This window comes from Roseivivax halotolerans, assembly GCF_900115815.1.
Lineage (GTDB): Bacteria > Pseudomonadota > Alphaproteobacteria > Rhodobacterales > Rhodobacteraceae > Roseivivax > Roseivivax halotolerans.
In genome coordinates this window covers 141,990-157,235 of record NZ_FOXV01000006.1, presented here as the reverse complement: position 1 = coordinate 157,235, position 15,246 = coordinate 141,990, and the positions used below count along the sequence as shown (strand labels likewise).

Genomic DNA, 15,246 nt, shown 5'->3' with positions numbered 1-15,246 from the left:
CGCGTCAGAGGCCGAACGATCCGTAAGGGATGAACCTGACCGGATCGCCGGGCCGGATATGGCGCTCGCCATCCTCGATCTCGACGAGCCCTTCGCCCCAGGAAAGGCTCGAGACGCGGCCCGACCCTTCGGACGGGAAGACTTCGGCACACCCGTCGCGCATCCGCGCGCGCAGGTATTCCCGCCGTCCGGGCTTTTTGCGCTTTTCGAAAGCGGCGGGGATTTCGAACCCCTGGGGCTCGGCCCAATTGCCGCCTGCAAGAACCGTCAAGGCGGGCCGCGCGAAGATCAGCGTGCAGACGAAAGCGGCGACGGGATTTCCCGGCAGGCCAAACACGGGAATGTCGTTCCAGAGGCCAAGCGCAAGCGGGCGCCCCGGTTTCAGCGCGATCCGCCATTCCTGCATCGCCCCGGCCTCGCGCAGGAGCGCAGAGACATGGTCCTCGTCCCCGGCCGACGCGCCGCCAGACGTCAGAAGAACGTCCGCGTCCCGGCCCGCGCGGTCGAATGCGGCGGCAACCGCAGAGCGGTCATCGGGGATACGTCCGAGATCGACGGGCACATGCCCCCAACGCGCAAGCGTCGACAGAAGCATCGGCCGGTTCGCGTCGAAGATACCTCCCGCACCCGGCACGTCGCCGGGCTCGGTCAACTCGTCCCCGGTGGACAGAACCGCAACGCGCAGCTTCTCGCGGATCGGGAGGGTGCCGTGGCCCACAGCGGCGGCAAGAGCGAGATCGGGCGCGGTCAGCTTCCGCCCTGCGCTCAGCACGCGGTCGCCCTCGCCTGCGTCTTCGCCGGCCTTGCGGGTATTCGCACCGGGCTTGACCCCGCCCCGAAACGCGACGCGGCCATCTCCGACGCTGCAATCCTCGTCGAGGACGACCGTATCGACGCCCGCGGGCAGATCCGCGCCGGTCAGAACGCGGAGCGCCGAGCCTCTGGGCACCGGCCCCTCAAACGGCGCGCCAGCGGCCGCCCGTCCTTGGACGAGAGGCAGCACCGCGTCCCCTTCACCGACCGATGCCGCGGCGAACCCGTAGCCGTCCACGGCGGTGTTGGGATGCGGCGGGTTCGCGCGGCGGGCGATCACGTCCTCGGCAAGGATGCGTCCTTCCGCCTCGAAGAGCCCCGACTTCGTTGTCCCCGTTACCGGATGCAGGCGCTCTCGTAGAAGAGCGAGCGCTGTGTCGACCGGCGTCCAGTCGACACCGGCGGGCAAGGCAAAGCAATCGTTGCGCAAGGGCGGCGGGCGGAGCGAATTGGGACGGGCGAGATCGGTCAATCTTTCGCCGTGTCCCGCACCAAGGATCCAGCCCTCCTCCGGCGCATCAATGTCCATCATCCGCTCAAGCTCGGCTAACGGCAGTCGAGAAAGAGCGCGCGCCAGGCCCTCAACCTGAGCACGGTCGCGCAAATCGTCTGACGCGCGCACGGCCGGTTCGATAAGCCCCGGCCAAATCTCGGTCAGGACCGCCTGCGCCTCCTGCCATGCCTCGAAAGGCCAAACGGCGCAGCCCTGTATCCGGCGCAGGCGTGAGAGCATCGGCATGCCCATGAGCGCCTGACCTCCAACCGTTGGCGGGAATGCCAATTGCCAAACTGACGAGGAAGCCTTGGCCGAAATATCGCAAGCCCGCTTCTCACTCACTTCGGCGGTACGGGACCGCCCGCCATAGGGGATGCCGGGATATGCGTCGCGATTGTGCTTTCCCCAAAATGGCCCCTCGCCCGGGAAAAGCGCGTTGATCTCTTCGGCGACGGCAAAGCGGTTGTTGCGCCCACGCGCATCGTCTGTAATTCGCGCCGCGAGCCAATCCCAGAGTGCGAGCGGATCAGCAGCACCGCAGATGATCTCCACAACGCCTGTGGGATATCCAAAAGGGAAGTCGAAGGCAGCCATGACCCTGCGACCTGCGGCGATCTCTGCGCGGATTGTCTCCGCGATCCATGCCTCGGCGTCGAGCCGCGTCGAGAAATGACGTGCAGGCTTCACAGCCCCGTCTTGGGCAAGGGCGATCCAAATTGCGTCCTTTCCAGCCCGGCGGACTCCCTGCGCCGCTGACCAATCGGCAACGAGAAATGTGTCAAAGCCCGTCACAGCCCCACCTCGCGAAGGATGAAATCCGCAATCGCCGCCGTGTCGTCGAGATCGAAAAGCGGACGGTCCACGTCCGGGCGGGTATTCGAGGCGACGGCGCGGATCGTCTCGTCCTCGGGGGCGATCAGCGGCTGCCCGGTCTCGGCGCGATGCGCTTCGATCTTGGGATGGCGGTCCCGCTTGTAGCCTTCGATCAGCACAAGATCGACGGGCGCGAGACGCTGGAGCAGAGCCTCGAGCGTGGGCTCCTCTTCGCCCCTGAGTTCGGTCATGAGCGCGACGCGGTTGCGCGAGGACAGCAGCACCTCGCGCGCGCCGGCCTCCCGGTGGCGATAGCTGTCACGCCCTTTCTGGTCGACGTCGAAGCTGTGATGCGCGTGTTTGACGGTGGAGACGGAAAAGCCCCGTGCCGTGATCTCCGCGACGAGCCGCTCCATCAGGCCCGTCTTGCCGGAATTCTTCCAACCCGTGACACCGTAAAGCTTCATGGCGCGATCTCCCCGGCGCGCACGAGGTCTTCGGGCGTGTTGACGTTGAAGAACGGCTCGCCCTCTCCGTCGAACAGCGCCTCGCGCCCACCGTGCCTGTCGGTCCAGATCACGACCTTTCGCACACCGTCTTCCAGCGCGGCGCGCAGATCGTCGCGGAGCGCCACCGGCCAGAGGCCGAAGGTCGGGTGCCGCACTTGCCCCCGGTCTGGATCGGGCGTCGCCGCAAGGACGAGCGGATGCGCCATGCCAGTGCCCGTGTCTTCGAGACGCGCGGCAAGATCGCGGGGAAAGAAGGGCGTATCGGCAGCGACGGTCACGATCCGGTCCGCACCCTTCCCCGCGGCCCAGTCGAGCCCGGCGAGAACACCCGCGAGCGGGCCGGGATAGTCCGACACGGTGTCCGGCAGCACATCGAGGCCCAGCGCACCGAACCGCGACGGATCGCCGTTGGCATTAAGTGCCATGCCGCTGACCTGCGGCGCGAGCCTCTCCATCACATGCGCGAGGAGCGTGCGTCCGCAAACTTTGAGCAGGCCCTTGTCGCCGCCGCCCATGCGCGTTGCGCGACCGCCGGCGAGAATGACACCAAGCGGCGCGCTCACGGCTTTCTCCGGTCGTGTTTGTAGGCGGTCGGCATCAGCGCCGCCATCTCGACCGCCACGAACCGCCCGGGCCCGCGCGTCTCCGGCCCGTGGGTTTCGGGGATCGCGACCAGCGCGCGCGGCGCGTAGTCGAGCATCAGCTCGCGGCATGGCCCGCAGGGCGGGATCACCTCGCCGCGCCGATTGACCGCCGCGACGAAGGTCACGGGATCGTCCGGATCCGCCGCCATCGCCATGCCGAGCGCGACCGGTTCGGCGCAAACGCTCGCACGGGGCAATGTGCTGTCGAGATTGAGACCGAGATACCGCGCGCCCGAGGCGGTCAGCACCACCGAGGCCACCGAGTGCCAGTCGCCCCGCTGCTTCTCCGCGATGAAGACAAGCGCGGCTCCCACCGCCTCCTGATGCGCGGGATCAAGACGCGGCATCGTCTCTGCGTGCTGCTCGGCGGCTCCGCCTCGGGGCGCGGTCATGCGCTTGCGCCTTTGCGGCGCGATTTCGCGCTTTCCTCGGGCACGGCGTCAGGGTCGGCATCACGCAGGAGCCGCTCCGCCCCGGAGAGGCAGGTAAAGCGCTTGCCGCGCATCCGGCCGATACAGGTCAGCCCCACTTCGCGCGCGATCTCCACGCCCCAGGCCGTAAAGCCGGACCGCGACGCGAGAACCGGGATGCCCATGAGCGCGGTCTTGATGACCATCTCGGACGTCAGCCGGCCCGTCGTGTAAAGGATCTTGTCCGCCGGATCGACATCCTCGAGGAACATCCAGCCCGCGATCTTGTCGACCGCGTTGTGCCGTCCGACATCCTCCATGTAGACGAGCGGCCGGTCCTGGTGGCAAAGCACCGTGCCGTGGATCGCGCCCGCCTCAAGGTATAGCGACGGCGTCGTGTTGATCTCGTGGGCCAGCGCGTAGAGCCACGACGTGCGAAGCTCCGTCGCCGGCAGCGTCACATCCGCCAGCCCCTCCATCATGTCGCCGAAGACAGTGCCCACGGCGCATCCCGAGGTGCGGGTCTTCTTCTTCAGCTTGTCCTCGTAGCTTGTCGCGGAGGCGGTGCGAACGACGACCGTTTCCAGTTCCTCGTCGAAGTCGATGCCGGTGATCGTCTCCGCGTCCGCGAGCATGCCCTGATTACGCAGGAAACCGACCGCAAGATATTCGGGATAATCCCCGATCGTCATCGCGGTCACGATTTCCTGAGAATTGAGATAGATCGTCAGGGGGCGTTCCTCGACGACCGGGATCTCGACCTCCGCGCCGGTCTGATCGGTGCCGGTCAACCGCCTCGTGAGACCCGCGCGACCGGGGTCGGGGGCGATGATATAGCGGCTTTGATGGTCGAGCTTGCCTGGCAATTGCACATTCCCTGTCGCGGGCGTAAGCCTCCAAACGAGGCGCAGGATCGGGGCAGGAGTCATGGCGGGTTCAGACGCAATGTCAAGCTATCGGCGCGGCGTCCGGGACGGACTGCCGTTCCTGCTGGTCATCGTGCCGTTCGGCATGCTCTTCGGGGTTCTGGCGACCGAGGCGGGCCTGTCGGTCGCCGAGGCGCTCGGTTTTTCGGTCGTGGTGATCGCGGGCGCGGCGCAGTTCACCGCGCTGCAGCTTCTGCAGGACGAAGCGCCGACCTTCATCGTGCTCGGCTCGGCGCTCGCGATCAATCTTCGGATGGCGATGTATTCGGCGTCGATGACGCCCTATCTCGGCAAGCTGCCGATCTGGAAGCGCGCCATCGCGGCCTATTTCCTTGTCGACCAGGTCTATGCCTGCGCCGCGCTCGACTATGAACGCCACCCTGCGGAAAGCGCCGGACAGCGGTTCGCCTACTTCATGGGGGTCGTCACGCCGATCTGCCCGATATGGTACGTCGCGACCCTGATCGGAGCCTTGGCGGGCGGGGCGATCTCGACCGGATACGGGCTCGATTTCGCACTGCCCATCGCGTTTCTTGCGATGATCGGACCGATGCTCCGCACCGGGCCGCACGTAGTCGCGGCGCTGGTCGGCGCGCTGGCCGCGATCCTCTTTGCCTGGCTGCCCTTCAATCTCGGCCTCATCGCGGGCGGCCTGTCGGGCATGATCGCCGGGGCCGAAGCCGAACGGCGCATGATGCAGAGGAAGCTGGCATGATCGAGATCGACAGAACGACCCTCTGGCTCATCATCGCAGGGCTCGGGATCGGCAGCTTCGGGCTGCGCTTCGTATTCCTGGGCCTCGTCGGCGACCGCGAATTGCCCGAATGGGCGCTGCGGCACCTGCGGTACACGGCCGTCGCGATCCTGCCCGCTCTGATTGCGCCGCTGATCCTCTGGCCGCGGGGCGCGGGCGGCGAATTCGAACCGGTGCGCTTTTCCGCAGGGATGGCGACGCTGGCCGTGGCTTACGTCACGAAAAACGTCATCGCGGCGATGCTGACGGGCGCGGCGATCCTGGGGATCGGGCTCGGCCTTTTCGGCTGAGCCTTAGAGTTCGGCCTCGAACTCGGCGATGGCTTCGCCTTTGTCGTCGCCATCGGTCTCGTAGACCCGCCGTGTCTCGACGCCCGGCAGCTTCGCGAACTGCTCTGAAAGGGCGGTCGGGAAGAAGGTCGAGCGGATGCCGTCGAACCCCGGAAGCTGTTTCAGGATACCAGCCGTGGCCGAGGTGCAGAACATCTGCCCCACCCGGCCGTTCTGCATCGCAAGTTGCAGCGCCTGCTCCGCGACCTCTGGGGGCACTTCGACGCGCTGGATCACCACGTGATAGGTCTCGCGGGCATGGGCGCGTTCGTAGAAATCCTCGATCTGCGGCGTAATCCCGTAAAGGACATCGCCCCGTTCGGGGATGCGATCGCTCGACACGGATCCTGCGGGATCGAAGATCACCCGCTGCGAGGCATTGATCATCAGGCTGGTATGCGCGCCCTCACCCGACCGGTTCGACACCATCGTGTAGAGCGTCAGCGCCGGCGGCCCGTCATGGCGATAGACCGCGCGGCTGACCTCTTCAAGGCTCGCATCCGGCCCCTGCCCCTGCGGCGCACAGGCGGAAAGGGCCGCCAAACCGAGGGCGGCCAGCCCGAGACGTAAGCAACGGATCATTGCGCGATGAATCCTCAGGCGTTGAAAATCGCCAGGAGAACCACCGCCACGAGGATGACGATGACCGTGCGGATCGTGAAGGTCACGAACCCGTCGAAGGTCTTCTGCTGCTCGGTTGTATCCATCTCGCCGTGCTTGTGCTCAGCCATGACGCGTCCTTCCAAATGTCGTTCGGGCGGGGATTAGCGGATTCGAGCGCGCGTGTCACGATACCGCGCGCGGCCATTCCGCCGCAGGCCCGTCAGATGGCGCGGAACCGCCACGCCTCGTCCTCGCCGACGATCCGCTCGGCCCGGCCCTCGTGCCAGAGGTGCAGGCAATGGGCCATCGCTTCCACGAGAGCGAGCCCGTATTCGCCGTCTGAAATCCGGCGCATGAAGAGCGGCGGGAAGCACTCCGCAGCCGTGCGCGGCTCAGACAGGAAGTCCTCGAGCCGCGAGAGCGCGCCGTGGTGGTTGTCGATGAGCTGGCGCAGCCGCGTCGGCACCCCGCGGAACGGCAGCTTGTGCCCGCCGAGCGCGAGCTGCTCGGTCGTGGCATGGGTGCTCAGCCGTTCGCAGGCTTCGATCCAGTCGCTGACCGGATCGGCTTCGGGCTCTGTCGCGTAGACACCGATATTCGAGCTGATCGAGGGCAGGATCTGGTCGCCTGCAAGGATCAACGTGCCGTCCGTCGACCATAGCGTCGCGTGCTCGGGTGCGTGGCCGTTGCCGATCCGCACGTCCCAGTCACGCCCCGCAGCATGAAGGCGGTCGCCTTCCTTGATCCGCGTATATCCGAGCGGGATCGGGTGCACGATGTCGGCGAAGTTGAAGGGGCGCGTCTCGGCGCGTTCATCGTAGATCCGCCGCTCCATCCCGCAATGCCGCCAGAAACGCAGCGTCTCGGGCGTCGGGCGCTCCTGCTCATCGAGCGTCAGCATCCGCGACATCAGCATCGCCGTGCGCGTCGTCACAAGCTCGGCTCCGCGCGCCATGAACCAGCCGGCCATGCCCACGTGATCGGGATGGTGGTGGGTCAGGATCAAGCGGGTGACGGGTTTCCCCCTGAGCGGACCCGCGAGGATCTTCTCCCAAAGCGCGACCGAGCGGCGCGAATGCACGCCCGTATCGATCAGGGTCCAGCTTTCACCGTCGTCAAGAGCGTAGACGTTGACGTGGTCGAGCGCCATCGGCAGCGGCAGGCGCAGCCAAAGGATACCGTCGGCAACCTCGATCGCCTCGCCCTCGGCAGGCGGCGTCTCCCAAGGGTAACGTATGCCGCGGGCGGGCGCGTTCATGCCGCGAGATCGTCGGGCGTGATCGCGTAGAGGTCGTCCGCGCCGCCGCGCGCATGAGCCAGAAGGCCCGTATGCTCCGGCAGAAGCCGCGTGATGTAGAACCGCGCGAGCCGCGCATGGCTGCCCTCCGGATCGGCCTTGGCTGCGCGCAGGTGGTAATAGCCGCCGAGCACGCGGGCAAAGCCCATCAGGAAGGGCATGGAGCCTGCGAAGCGCGCATTCATGTCCTCCGTCGCGACCAGCCATTCAACCGTCTCGCGCAGGGTCTCTGTCGCCTGCCAGACAGGTTCGGCCAGGTCGGGCATGTCCGCGCGGGCTGTCTCTGCGAAGGCCTCGATCTCATCGAGAAGCGCGAACGCCGCCTCGCCGCCATCCATCATCTTGCGCGCCACGAGGTCCATCGCCTGAATGCCGTTCGTGCCCTCGTAGATCGCGGTCACCCGCACATCGCGCAGGAATTGCGCCGCGCCCGTCTCCTCGACGAAGCCCATTCCGCCGTGAACTTGGACGCCCTCGTTGGCGACGCGGATGCCGGTTTCGGTCCCGAAGGCCTTGGCGATCGGAGTCAGCAGCTGCGCGCGCGCCTCCCATTCGGCCTCGCCCGTGGCGCGGGACATGTCGATCGCGACACCGCAAGCCAGCGCAATGGCTCGCGCCGCGAACGTGTCGGCCTTCATCGAAGCGAGCATCCGGCGGACATCGGCGTGATCGACGATGCTGCCCGTCGCCCCTTCGATCTTGGATTTGCCCTGGGTGCGGTCCTGTGCGTAGGCCAGCGCGTGCTGGTAGGCGCCATCAGCCACGCCCACGCCCTGCGCGCCGACCCCGAGCCGGGCATTGTTCATCATCGTGAACATCGCCTTGATGCCGCCATGCTCCTCGCCGACGAGCCAGCCCTTTGCGCCGTCATATTCCATGACCGCCGTGGGCGAGCCATGCAGACCGAGCTTTTCCTCGAGCGAGACGACCCGCAGATCGTTCACAGGTCCGAGGCTGCCATCCTCGTTCGGGATGTATTTCGGCACCATGAAGAGGCTCAGACCCTTTGTGCCCGGTGCCGCATCGGGCAGTCGCGCAAGGACGAGGTGGCAGACATTCTCGGCCACGTCGTGATCGCCCCAGGAGATGTAGATCTTCTGACCCGACACCGCGAAACTGCCATCGCCGTTGGGCTCTGCCTTCGCCCGCGCCGCGCCCACGTCTGAGCCTGCCTGCGGCTCGGTGAGGTTCATCGTGCCGGTCCACTCGCCGGAAATCAGCTTCGGCAGGTAGAGCGCGTTCAGCTCCTCGGTGCCCCAGGCTTCGAGCGCGTCGATCTGGCCTTGCGTCAGAAGCGGACAGAGCTGCAACGACAGATTGGCTGCCGAGAGCATGTCGTTGACGGCCGTCGCCATCGCTTGCGGCAAGCCCATGCCGCCATGCTCCTGCCCGGCCGCAACGGCCACCCAGCCGCCCTCGGCCAGCGCGGCATATGCCTCCTTGAACCCCTTGCTCGTACGAACGACGCCGTTCTCGAGGCGCGCGGGATCGGTGTCGCCCGCCCGGCGGGTCGGCGCGATCACCTCTTCGCAGACACGCCCCGCCTCGGTGAGGATCGCGTCGATGACGTCCGCCGTGGCATCGGCGTAGCGGTCCTGCGAGGTGACCTGCCCGAGGTCCACGACATGTTCGAACAGGAATCGGAAATCGGCAACGGGTGCGGTATAGGGCATAGGCTTCGCTTCCTCTCGCATCTTGGCAACGGGGCGGTCATCCAGTACCACGCCGCGCCAGGATAGCGCATGTTTTCGCAGCGAAGGGTGGCCCGGCCATCTGGTCCGGGCAATACAAACGCCGCGTCACGAGCGTCGGAGACAGAACCATGACCGAACGTCTGACCCTGGCCGAGGCGGACATCGTGCGCGCTGCGGAGATCTGGCGCGCAGGGGGCCTCGTCGCCTTCCCGACCGAGACGGTCTACGGCCTCGGTGCCGATGCCGGCAACGACAAAGCCGTTGCGGCGATCTTCGCCGCCAAGGACCGGCCGAGTTTCAATCCGCTCATCACCCATGTGGCCAGCCTCGACCAGGCCAAGGCGCTCGCAGTGTGGAGCGACCGGGCCGAGGCGCTCGCGGCTGCATACTGGCCCGGCCCCCTGACGCTGGTCCTGCCGCTGCGCGATGGCGCGCCCGTCTCCGGGCTGGTGACGGCGGGGCTCGACACGATCGGGATAAGAATGCCCGCGCATCCCGTCGCGCGCCGCCTGCTGACCGCCTTCGGCCGCGGTGTCGCGGCGCCGTCCGCTAATCGCTCGGGCCGGATCAGCCCGACGCGGGCCGAGCATGTGCTCGACACGCTCGACGGGCGGATCGATGCGGTGGTCGCGGGCGGCGCATCGCAGGTGGGTCTCGAATCGACGATCCTTGGCTTGACCGGTAAACCGACGCTTCTGCGGCCCGGCGGTATCACCGCCGAGGCGCTCGTGGGCACGCTTGGCACGCATGTCTTCACCCGCCGCGATACCGAGGCAATCTCCGCGCCCGGCCAGACCCCCTCGCATTATGCGCCGCGCGCAACGCTCCGCCTAAACGCGGCCGAATGGCAGGACGGGGAGGCGACGCTCGGGTTCGGCGATATGCCCTGCGATCTAAATCTGTCGCAAAGCGAGGATCTGAGCGAAGCAGCGGCGAATCTCTTCGCGCATCTGCACGCCCTCGACCGCTCCGGGCGGGAGGTCATCGCGGTGGCGCCCGTGCCACATCGCGGCCTCGGCATCGCGATCAACGACCGGCTGAGCCGCGCGGCAGCACCGCGCTAGGCCTACGCCTGTCCGCCTTCCTCCGACAGCATCAGCGAGGAGACACCGAGAGAGCCGAGCGCGGCCTCCCATATCCCATCCGCATCCTGGCCGAAGATCAGCGCGTCGGAAGAATCGCAGACGAGCCAGCCATTCTGCTGCAGCTCTTCCTCGAGTTGCCCCGGCCCCCAGCCAGCATAGCCAAGACACATGCGCCGCCGCTCGGGGCCCCGTCCGGCGGCGATTTCCTCCAGAATATCGAGCGTGGCGGTCATCGACACGCCCTCGTTCACGTCGAGCGAGGTCACGTCGGATTGAAAATCGCGGCTGTGCAGGACGAATCCCCGCCCCGTCTCGACCGGACCGCCGAAGAAGACGGGCTCGAATCCGATCGCCCGATCCTCTTCGCTCACGATCTCGAGCTGCTCGAGAAGCGTTGCGATCTCGAGTCCCGGCGCAGGCTTGTTCACGATGAGGCCCATCGCCCCGTCCGCCGAATGGGCGCACAGGAAAACGACCGCGCGGTCGAATCGCGTATCGCCCATGCCGGGCATGGCAATCAGCATGCGGCCGGTGAGATCGCTGTCGCTGGTGTCGGGCTCGGAATCCTGCATCCATGCAAGGATGGGGCGCGACCGGGCGCGTGGCAAGTCCGCCACCTTCGCTGAGACGTGACTTTTCATTTCAGGACGACCGGGGCACAGAAGTTGGATGTTCAGATCGCTCTGCCTTGCCGCCGCTGCGGCCTGCCTCTTCTCCGCCGCGCCGCGTATCGCTGGCGCGCAGGATATCGACCGGGTTGTCTCTGCCGAGCTGCGGCCGGGTTGGCGTCAGGCCGACGGCACGCATATGGCCGCGCTGCATCTGAAGCTGGCACCGGGGTGGAAGACCTATTGGCGTGCGCCCGGCGATGCGGGCATTCCCCCTGAATTCGGCTGGCGCGGTTCGGCGAACCTCTCGGGCGTGTCGGTGGTCTGGCCGCGCCCGGACGTGTTCGAGCAGGGCGGCATGCGCAGCATCGGCTACCATGACGAAGTGATCCTGCCGCTTGCGATCCGGCCCGCGTCGGGTGGCGACGTGCGGCTTGCGGGCGATATGCGGCTCGGCATCTGCAAGGACATCTGCATGCCGCACGAGCTGAGTTTCTCGGCCGTGCTGCCCGCCGCTCCGTCGCCACGCGATCCGGCCATCGTGGCCGCGCTCGCCGATCGCCCGTTCACGGCGGCAGATGTCGGTGGCGCGTCGGCAGAGTGCCGCGTCGATCCTTCCGAGAAGGGCATGACGTTGACCGCCGAGATCGCCGTCGACCCTGCCGGCACACGTGAGGATGTCGTGATCGAAACCGGCAATCCGCTTCTCTGGGTCTCAGAGCCGCGAAGCCGCCGCGAGGGCGACACGCTCGTGACCCGCGCCGAAGTGCGGCACGTCGAGAAGCGGCCCTTCGCCCTCGACCGCTCGAGCCTGACCTTCACGGTCCTCGGATCGAGCCACGCCGTCGAGATCGAAGGCTGCAGCCGCTGAGGGGTCAGCCCGCGGCGCGCCTTCTCCGGCCAAGCCCGATCAGAAGCGCCGCGACGGCATAGGCGACGAGCACGGCCAGCGCGGCCCCCGCCAGGAAGATCGCGAAGGCTGCGGACAGGCCGGCACCCGGAACGAGCGCCGACAGCGGCACCGGCAGCGCGCCCGTCGCGACATGCCATCCGAGCGTGACGCCCAGCCAGGCAACAAGCGCGGCAAGCCCCGCGAGATACCCGCCGCGCACCCGCGCATCGCGGTAGCGAAGGCCCCTGCGGACACTGGCCTTGGCACGCGCGAAATCCTCTCCGATGGCGATGAGGGCGGGCGCCACCAGCAGCACCAGGACCATGCCGAAGCCGAGCCCGTAGACCAGCGTGATGACGGTGGGCTTCAGGAACTCCGCTTGGCTCGACCCTTCGTAGAGAAGCGGCGCGAGGCCGAGAACCGTGGTCAGTGTCGTCAGAAGCACGGGCCGCAGCCGGTCTGCCGCGCCGTCGATGATGGCCGGCAGAATGCCCCGATCCGCGGCATATTCATCGATGGTCGTCACCAGCACGATCGAGTCGTTGATGATGATTCCAGTCATGCCGAGAAGGCCGACCACCGTGAACATCGACATCGGCACGTCCCAGAGCGCATGGCCGTAAATCGTGCCCACAAGGCCGAAGGGGATGATCGCCATCACGACCATCGGACGCGACCAGCTCGCGAAGACCCAGGCGAGGACGAGGTAAATTCCAAGGAGCACCATCACCAAGGCGGCGAGCGCGTCAGCCAGGAACTCGTCCTCCTGCTCGGAGAGGCCCGAGAGCCGGTAATCGACCTGCCGCTCAGCGGCGATTGTCGGCAGGATCTCGTCCTCGAGCGCCTGCATGACCTCGGCGGCGGCGGCCGGGTCGTCCTCCGAGATATCCCCGTTGACCGAGATGAGCCGGATCCCGTTCTCGCGCCGGACGGTCGAGAATCCGACCTCCCGCTCCACCTGCACGATATCGGCGAGTGTCACGTATTGCCCCTCCGGTGTGCGGAGTTGCATCCGTTCGAGGAAATCAGCCGTCTGCTCGCTCTCGGGCAGCTCCACCCGGATCGCGGCGGAGCGCGGGCCCACCGGATAGGTCGCCGCCTCGACGCCGCCAAGCCGCGCACGAAGCGTCTGACCGAGAGAGTCGATGTCGAAGCCCAGCGCCTGCCCCCGCGCCGTCAGATCGAGCACCAGCTCGTCCTTGTCGTAGGCAAGGTCGTCCTCGACGGCAGAGACTTCCGGAAACCGTGCCATCGCGGTCTTCAGATCCTCGGCCGCGCCCTTCAGGGTGTCGGCATCAGCGCCGAAGAACTGCACGTCGAGTGCGTCGCCCCCCGGACCCGACCGCCAGCCGCGGAAACTGATCGTCTCGGCAAGCGGATGCTGCTCCACGCGGTCCTGCAACTCGCCGACGAACTGGAAGGCGGAATAGGGGCGCAGGTCCGCCGAAATGAGCTCGATCGCGATGGAGCCGAGTTGTTCGGGCTCTTTCGTATCGCTGCCCGCCAGGCCCCGCCCCGAATTGCCGCCGATCTCCGACAGGACGTAAGCAACCGGGCTGCGGCCGTAGCGCTCCTCGTAGTCGGCGGCGAGATCGTTCACCGCCGCCTGCATCGCGCGCATCTGCTCGATGCTGTCCTCGCGGCCCGCGCTCGGCGCCATCGCGAAGTTGCCGGTCACGGAATCCTGCTCTGGCGCGTTGAAGAAGCGCCACGGCACATCGCCCTTGATCAGGAGCGCGGCCTGACTCGCCAGAAGCGCGATCACGGCGGCGACAACGACGTAGCGGCCCGCGATGACCCCCGCCATCAACGGGCGAAACAGCCGTTCACGAACCCAGCGGAAACCCCGGTTCACCACGCGCGACGGCGCATCGTACCAGTGGCGCGCATTCGCATGGTGCAGCGCATGGCGCATGTGGTTCGGCAGGATCAGGAAGCACTCGACGAGGCTTGCGATCAGGACCGCGATCACCGTGAAGGGGATGTCGGCGATCAGACCGCCGAAGCGCCCGCCGATGGCCACGAGCCCGAAGAAGGCGATGAGCGTCGTCAGGGTCGCGCAGAATACCGGCATCGCCATGCGCGCGGCGGCAGTCTCCGCAGCCTCGGCCGGTCCGAGCCCGCGCCGCGCGAGGTGATCGGCATGTTCGCCCACGACGATGGCATCGTCGACCACGATCCCGAGCGTGATGATCAGCGCAAAAAGCGAGATCATGTTGATCGTGAGCCCGCCCACATACATCAGCGCGATGGCAGCCAGCATCGCCGTCGGTATGCCCGCCGCGACCCAGAAAGCGATGCGGGCATTGAGGAACAGGAACAAGAGCACAACGACGAGGCCGAGGCCCATCAGCCCGTTGTCGACAAGGATGTTGAGCCTCCCCGAGATCGCCTCGGCCCGCGTACGAATGAGGTCGATGGAGGACCCCTCCGGCATCTCCGCCTGCAATTCCGCCGCAACTTCCTCGACCTGCCGCTGGATCGCGATGGCATCCCCTTGGGCCGTGCGGTCGACGCGAATCGAGATCGCGGGGTTCTCGCCCACGAAATAGCTGCGCTCGCGGGTCACGCCCTCGACGCGGATATTGGCGACATCGCCCACGGTCAGCTTCGTGCCGTCCGGATTGGAGCGCAGGACGATGGTCTCGATCTCGTCGGCGTTCCGCTTTTCGGTCCCGGTCCTCACGCGGGCATTGGCACCGTCCACCTCACCCGCCGGATCGGCGTCGACCTCGCCGCCGATGGCCGCCGCGATCTCGCGCAGCGTCACATCGTGAGCGATGAGATTGGTGGAGGGCACCTCCACGATGGTCTGCGGAGCGGAGAGGCCCCGGATCGTCGTATTCGTCACGCCTTCCGCAAAGAGACGATTGACGAACAGATCGGCGTAATTGGCAAGCTGCTCCGGCGCGACCGGGCCTTGGATCACCACGTCGGTCACGCGGTCGAACCAGGTCGAGCGGCTGATCTCGGGCTCATCGGCCTCCTCGGGGAGCTGCGTGACGCTGTCGACCGCCTGCCGGACATCGTTGGTCGCGCGCCCCATATCCCAGCCGGGCTGGAATTCGAGCTCGATCCGGGCCGATCCCTCGCGCGATCGCGCCTCGCTCGACTCGACGCCCTCCACCGCCAGAAGCGCAGGCTCCAGAAGCTGCACGATACCCTGATCCACGTCCTCCGCGCCCGCGCCGTCCCAGCGCACGGAGATGTCGATCTCGTCGACGATGACGTCCGGGAAAAACTGCGCGCGCATGTTCGGCACCGCAAAGGCGCCAGCGGCGATCATCAACACCAGAAGGAGGTTCGCCAGGGTCCGGTGACGCGTGAAGTATGAGAACAGACCGAAGAAGGGCGTTCTGCTACGGTCCATACC

15 protein-coding genes are annotated in these 15,246 nt (G+C 67.0%); 4 read left to right on the top strand and 11 right to left on the bottom strand.

Annotation, left to right across the window (positions count from 1 at the left end; all coding sequences use genetic code 11):
• Window positions 1-4: 4 nt before the first annotated feature.
• The 5 genes from BM171_RS10345 to BM171_RS10325 are packed head-to-tail and all read right to left on the bottom strand — an operon-like array spanning window position 5 to window position 4,557.
• Entirely contained in the window at window positions 5-2,101 is a 2,097-nt protein-coding gene (locus BM171_RS10345) for a molybdopterin-binding protein (RefSeq protein WP_093011562.1), read from the bottom strand.
• A complete protein-coding gene (mobB, locus tag BM171_RS10340) occupies window positions 2,098-2,589 on the bottom strand; it encodes a molybdopterin-guanine dinucleotide biosynthesis protein B (RefSeq protein WP_093011559.1) in 492 nt (163 codons plus the stop codon). The genes BM171_RS10345 and mobB overlap by 4 nt, the downstream gene beginning before the upstream one ends.
• Window positions 2,586-3,194: a molybdenum cofactor guanylyltransferase MobA gene (mobA, locus tag BM171_RS10335; protein WP_093011556.1), complete on the bottom strand. Its 609-nt coding sequence runs from the start codon at window positions 3,192-3,194 to the stop codon at window positions 2,586-2,588. The genes mobB and mobA overlap by 4 nt, the downstream gene beginning before the upstream one ends.
• The gene (locus tag BM171_RS10330; protein WP_093011553.1) at window positions 3,191-3,667 is read right to left on the bottom strand and encodes a cytidine/deoxycytidylate deaminase family protein; all 477 of its coding nucleotides are present in this window, start codon (window positions 3,665-3,667) and stop codon (window positions 3,191-3,193) included. The genes mobA and BM171_RS10330 overlap by 4 nt, the downstream gene beginning before the upstream one ends.
• Window positions 3,664-4,557, bottom strand: a complete 894-nt coding sequence (locus BM171_RS10325; protein WP_093011549.1) for a formate dehydrogenase accessory sulfurtransferase FdhD — start codon at window positions 4,555-4,557, stop codon at window positions 3,664-3,666. The genes BM171_RS10330 and BM171_RS10325 overlap by 4 nt, the downstream gene beginning before the upstream one ends.
• 55 nt (window positions 4,558-4,612) lie before the next feature.
• Between BM171_RS10325 and BM171_RS10320 the strand changes: the two genes are divergently transcribed.
• Both BM171_RS10320 and BM171_RS10315 read left to right on the top strand, forming a co-directional pair.
• Complete coding sequence (locus tag BM171_RS10320; protein WP_093011546.1) at window positions 4,613-5,326, top strand: AzlC family ABC transporter permease; 714 nt, start codon at window positions 4,613-4,615, stop codon at window positions 5,324-5,326.
• Window positions 5,323-5,655 carry an AzlD domain-containing protein gene (locus BM171_RS10315; protein WP_093011543.1) on the top strand — a complete coding sequence of 111 codons (333 nt, stop codon included), beginning with the start codon at window positions 5,323-5,325 and terminating at the stop codon, window positions 5,653-5,655. Before BM171_RS10320 ends, BM171_RS10315 begins: the two co-directional genes overlap by 4 nt.
• Window positions 5,656-5,658: 3 nt before the next feature.
• Here BM171_RS10315 and BM171_RS10310 read toward each other — a convergent pair whose 3' ends face one another.
• The 4 genes from BM171_RS10310 to BM171_RS10295 form a co-directional block, all read right to left on the bottom strand.
• Window positions 5,659-6,276 carry a hypothetical protein gene (locus tag BM171_RS10310; protein WP_245760230.1) on the bottom strand — a complete coding sequence of 206 codons (618 nt, stop codon included), beginning with the start codon at window positions 6,274-6,276 and terminating at the stop codon, window positions 5,659-5,661.
• A gap of 14 nt (window positions 6,277-6,290) precedes the next feature.
• Window positions 6,291-6,425: an aa3-type cytochrome c oxidase subunit IV gene (locus BM171_RS10305; protein WP_093011540.1), complete on the bottom strand. Its 135-nt coding sequence runs from the start codon at window positions 6,423-6,425 to the stop codon at window positions 6,291-6,293.
• 92 nt (window positions 6,426-6,517) lie between these two features.
• Window positions 6,518-7,555: an MBL fold metallo-hydrolase gene (locus tag BM171_RS10300; RefSeq protein WP_093011537.1), complete on the bottom strand. Its 1,038-nt coding sequence runs from the start codon at window positions 7,553-7,555 to the stop codon at window positions 6,518-6,520.
• Complete coding sequence (locus tag BM171_RS10295) at window positions 7,552-9,267, bottom strand: acyl-CoA dehydrogenase (protein WP_093011534.1); 1,716 nt, start codon at window positions 9,265-9,267, stop codon at window positions 7,552-7,554. Before BM171_RS10295 ends, BM171_RS10300 begins: the two co-directional genes overlap by 4 nt.
• 149 nt (window positions 9,268-9,416) lie before the next feature.
• Between BM171_RS10295 and BM171_RS10290 the strand changes: the two genes are divergently transcribed.
• The gene (locus tag BM171_RS10290; protein WP_093011531.1) at window positions 9,417-10,352 is read left to right on the top strand and encodes an L-threonylcarbamoyladenylate synthase; all 936 of its coding nucleotides are present in this window, start codon (window positions 9,417-9,419) and stop codon (window positions 10,350-10,352) included.
• 2 nt (window positions 10,353-10,354) lie between these two features.
• Here BM171_RS10290 and BM171_RS10285 read toward each other — a convergent pair whose 3' ends face one another.
• Window positions 10,355-10,945 (bottom strand): YqgE/AlgH family protein, encoded by a 591-nt coding sequence (locus tag BM171_RS10285; RefSeq protein WP_175497537.1) that lies wholly within the window; start codon window positions 10,943-10,945, stop codon window positions 10,355-10,357.
• A gap of 97 nt (window positions 10,946-11,042) precedes the next feature.
• Between BM171_RS10285 and BM171_RS10280 the strand changes: the two genes are divergently transcribed.
• Complete coding sequence (locus BM171_RS10280; protein ID WP_093011525.1) at window positions 11,043-11,852, top strand: protein-disulfide reductase DsbD domain-containing protein; 810 nt, start codon at window positions 11,043-11,045, stop codon at window positions 11,850-11,852.
• A gap of 4 nt (window positions 11,853-11,856) precedes the next feature.
• On the opposite strand, the gene BM171_RS10275 is transcribed toward BM171_RS10280, so the two are convergent.
• Complete coding sequence (locus BM171_RS10275; protein WP_093011523.1) at window positions 11,857-15,243, bottom strand: efflux RND transporter permease subunit; 3,387 nt, start codon at window positions 15,241-15,243, stop codon at window positions 11,857-11,859.
• Between the last annotated feature and the right edge of the window lie 3 nt (window positions 15,244-15,246).

Coding starts and splice junctions, on each gene's coding strand:
- BM171_RS10310 (WP_245760230.1), bottom strand. CDS start 6,276: ATGATCCGTTGCTTACGTCTCGGGCTGGCCGCCCTCGGTTTGGCGGCC.
- mobB (WP_093011559.1), bottom strand. CDS start 2,589: ATGAAGCTTTACGGTGTCACGGGTTGGAAGAATTCCGGCAAGACGGGC.
- BM171_RS10280 (WP_093011525.1), top strand. CDS start 11,043: ATGTTCAGATCGCTCTGCCTTGCCGCCGCTGCGGCCTGCCTCTTCTCC.
- BM171_RS10290 (WP_093011531.1), top strand. CDS start 9,417: ATGACCGAACGTCTGACCCTGGCCGAGGCGGACATCGTGCGCGCTGCG.
- BM171_RS10295 (WP_093011534.1), bottom strand. CDS start 9,267: ATGCCCTATACCGCACCCGTTGCCGATTTCCGATTCCTGTTCGAACAT.
- BM171_RS10315 (WP_093011543.1), top strand. CDS start 5,323: ATGATCGAGATCGACAGAACGACCCTCTGGCTCATCATCGCAGGGCTC.
- BM171_RS10300 (WP_093011537.1), bottom strand. CDS start 7,555: ATGAACGCGCCCGCCCGCGGCATACGTTACCCTTGGGAGACGCCGCCT.
- BM171_RS10285 (WP_175497537.1), bottom strand. CDS start 10,945: ATGCAGGATTCCGAGCCCGACACCAGCGACAGCGATCTCACCGGCCGC.
- BM171_RS10330 (WP_093011553.1), bottom strand. CDS start 3,667: ATGACCGCGCCCCGAGGCGGAGCCGCCGAGCAGCACGCAGAGACGATG.
- BM171_RS10305 (WP_093011540.1), bottom strand. CDS start 6,425: ATGGCTGAGCACAAGCACGGCGAGATGGATACAACCGAGCAGCAGAAG.
- BM171_RS10275 (WP_093011523.1), bottom strand. CDS start 15,243: ATGGACCGTAGCAGAACGCCCTTCTTCGGTCTGTTCTCATACTTCACG.
- BM171_RS10320 (WP_093011546.1), top strand. CDS start 4,613: ATGGCGGGTTCAGACGCAATGTCAAGCTATCGGCGCGGCGTCCGGGAC.